Annotated in this window: 3 protein-coding genes; 2 read left to right on the top strand and 1 reads right to left on the bottom strand. The window is 56.2% G+C overall.

Annotation, left to right across the window (positions count from 1 at the left end; genetic code table 11):
- The coding region (locus K8W16_RS11990) for a hypothetical protein (RefSeq protein WP_304124173.1) at positions 1–331 on the top strand (331 nt) is incomplete at its 5' end.
- Between the two features lie 566 nt (positions 332–897).
- On the opposite strand, the gene K8W16_RS11995 is transcribed toward K8W16_RS11990, so the two are convergent.
- Positions 898–1,914 (bottom strand): TerC family protein, encoded by a 1,017-nt coding sequence (locus K8W16_RS11995; protein ID WP_304124175.1) that lies wholly within the window; start codon positions 1,912–1,914, stop codon positions 898–900.
- Between the two features lie 293 nt (positions 1,915–2,207).
- On the opposite strand from K8W16_RS11995, the gene K8W16_RS12000 reads away from it, so the two are divergent.
- The gene (locus K8W16_RS12000) at positions 2,208–2,936 is read left to right on the top strand and encodes a carbonic anhydrase (protein WP_304124177.1); all 729 of its coding nucleotides are present in this window, start codon (positions 2,208–2,210) and stop codon (positions 2,934–2,936) included.
- The last annotated feature ends 285 nt before the right edge of the window (positions 2,937–3,221 follow it).

Below are 3,221 nucleotides of genomic sequence, written 5' to 3' on the forward strand. Positions count from 1 at the left end.
AAGGCGCGAGCAAGTAACAAGCCCTTACAGGGCTGAACAAGCCACCCGTTTTACGGGTGGTCCTGACTTTAAGTCCGCGAGTTCCGAAGAAGTTTCCCCGAGAAAATCCAGGGCAGGAATCTCGAAAGGGAAAAGGTGCTGCGTCGCATCGGTGAGGGATTACGATGTCATATTTTTTCCATACAAAAATGCAGGCCACCTGGGAGACAGGGAAATCTTAGGGATGCGGGAACAAGGTTGGAAAAAGAAACAGGCCTTGCGGACCGATGAGGCCGGGCGGAAAACAAGCGCAGAGTGGGAGAGGCTGTTTTTCCAGGAAGGGAATGCGTGAATGGAGCTGAATTCCGGAGGGGATGCACGGGCACGGCGTTACGGACGGCTTTTGCGTCAGAGAGGTGCGGGAGTAGGGAACGGGAAAACCGGGCTTCGCCTTGGAAGGATTGCTCGCCGGGCTGTCGATACGCCTTGGAAAGCTGTCCGGCATGGAGCGGCACCGTTGCTGAGGTATGGGCATACCCGGGTATTTTTGCCATGTCTCAGGACCGTGTTGTCCGCAGAAAATGGGATGGGCGGGATTCTTTTTGAAGTCCTGCCCGGCATGTTATGACGGAGGGCCTCCCGTGCTTTTTCCGCGCCTGTGGCGAAAGGTCGGGCGGGGAACAAGGGGGGCGGAAGCTGCGGTGTACGGTACACGGGCTTTTCCTGCTTTGGAGAAGCCTTGAAGGATGAAGGTCGTCTCAGGTACAGGAAGAGTCTTCCTCTTTGCTTTTTGGGGGCATCCTGAAAGCGTTCCGTCATTCAGAAAGCACTCCTCTCTCTTTCTTACAGGGCGTCGGTATGACGGGCATAAAAAAGCGGCGGCCCGGAGGCCGCCGCAAAAAAGGTGCGTATGCCGCGTTACGCCTTCTTTTCCGGCAGGAAGGAAGCCAGGATACCGAGGGTGAGGAATCCGACCACCACGCTCAGAGAGATCATGGCGGGCAGATGGATGACGCCGGTCACGTCAAGAAGCATCTTGATGCCGATGAAGGCCAGGATTGCTATGACGGACTTTTCCAGGTGGCGCAGGTAACGCTTGGCCGCGGCGAGCAGGAAGAACATGGACCGCAGGCCGAGTATGGCGAAGATATTGCTGGTGTACACGATGAAGGGGTCGGGCGTGATGGCGAGCACGGCGGGAACGGAATCGAAGGCGAACATGATATCGGAGATTTCGATGACGACGAGGCAGAGGAAAAGGGGCGTGGCTCTCCAGATCACCTTGCCGACGGGCTTTTCGGCCAGTTTCACGGCGCCGCCTTCCACATGCTTCTTGGGAGCTTCCACAGGAGTGCCGTTTTCATCGGTGCGCACGAAGAAGTCGTGGCCGTGCAGGTGCGTGTACACGGGGATGAACTTCTGTGTCCAGCGCACGGCCCAGTGCTGGGAGTAGTCGATATCTTCATCATGCTTCTTACCGAGAGCCTGGAACATTTTCCACGCCGTCCAGAGCACGAAAACGCCGAAGCCGGCCAGGGCGTAGGGGCCGAAGAGCTTGATGAGGGAGCTGCCTGCGGCGACGAAGAGCAGGCGCATGATCACCGCGCCGAGAATGCCGTAGAACAGCACGCGGTGCTGATAGGCGTCTTTGATGCCGAAGGAAGTGAAAATGGCCATCATGACGAAGAGGTTATCCACGGAAAGGGATTCCTCAAGGAGATAACCGGCGATGAAGAGCTGCATCTGCGCGGGGCCTTCGTTCCAGCCGATATATCCGGCGAAGGCAAACGCGAGAGTGATCCAGATTGTGGTCCAGATGGCCGCGTTGCGGGCGGTGACGGGCTTGTCGTCGTTATGGGAACGAAGGTCAAGCCACATGCAGGCAATGACCAGTACGGAAAAGACGCCCACTTCCACGAGAGAGTGTCCGAACATGTGTATCCTCCAGAGTTTTCCATTTCTGCCGGAAGATACGAAAAAGACCTTCCGGCAATATTTTATTGCCGCGAAGGTCTCACTCATCAGACGGGCTGACGGCAATGCCAGAAGCGGGCGCTCCATGCTGTTGACATTGCCCGGGACTCACGATCCCAGTTACTCCCCTTTGCGTTCTTTCCAGATATACAAAGTACGCCCGACTGTCAAGAGGCGGATACGCTCTTGCCCGTGAAAGGCGTCAGCGCTACAATGCCGCTGCATTTTCTGGATTTTTTGTTTTCGAGGCTGATATGTCCTTTCATATAACACGCGTGCACAAGGCAGGCCGCCAGCATCCGCTGGTTTTTCGTCTCACTTCCGGTTTCCGCCGTTTTCAGCATCGCTGGTACCATCCTGAGGAGCCTCTTTTTCAGGAACTCAGAAACGGCCAGAACCCGCTGGCGCTCGTCATTGCCTGCTGTGATTCCCGTGTGGATCCCGTGCTTCTTACCGACTGCCGTCCGGGGGATCTTTTTGTGGTCCGCAATGTGGCCAATCTTGTTCCTCCCTACGCTCCCGACGGGGGAAGGCACGGTGTGAGCGCAGCGCTGGAATATGCGGTCAAGCATCTTGAGGTGAAGGATATCATTATCATGGGGCACGCCTGCTGCGGCGGCATCAAGGCCCTTGTTACGGGAACCGACGAATCTGGGGACGATGAATTCATAGGCCCGTGGGTGGATGTGGCAAGGCATGCCCTGGAAAAGGCGGATGAGGACATGCCCGGCGCCTGTGCGGCCGACCGGGCCAGGGCCTGCGAGCTGTGGAACGTACGTTTGTCGCTCAGGAACCTCCTTTCTTTTCCCTGGGTGAAAAGTGCCGTGGAAGAGGGGAGGCTTTTTCTGCACGGCTGGTATTTCGACCTGCAAAGCGGAGAGCTTCTGGAGTATGACGATATCCGGGGGGACTTCCATCCCCTTGTGGGAAGGCCTCATCTGCATACAGGGCAGGGAGGTGTTCCTGCCGGAAAACATTCCTGAACGCGGAGAGAGTTTTTTTTCGAGGCAGGCTGTAGAGTATTACCTACAAGGGAACAGAGCCTTTCTTGGGGCTTTCATTCGGTAGAGGGGAGGACTCGTTTTTCTGCCCCGGCATCCGAGGCTTGTAAAACAGGGCGGTTGCGCAGGAGGCACAGTTTTTTTGTGTTGGATTTACGCGGCTGAGCCGCGCAGCGCGGGTACTTCGGAAAAGACAACATGTTTATTCTACAACTATTATAAAATTATTTGTGTTTCAAGGCGTTTTCGCGGCGGTAGATCCTTGGA

This window comes from Mailhella massiliensis (genome assembly GCF_020741395.1).
Classification (GTDB): domain Bacteria; phylum Desulfobacterota; class Desulfovibrionia; order Desulfovibrionales; family Desulfovibrionaceae; genus Mailhella; species Mailhella massiliensis_A.

Excerpts from the sequence above, each read along its gene's own strand:
- K8W16_RS11995 (WP_304124175.1), bottom strand. The coding sequence starts at position 1,914 with ATGTTCGGACACTCTCTCGTGGAAGTGGGCGTCTTTTCCGTACTGGTC.
- K8W16_RS12000 (WP_304124177.1), top strand. The coding sequence starts at position 2,208 with ATGTCCTTTCATATAACACGCGTGCACAAGGCAGGCCGCCAGCATCCG.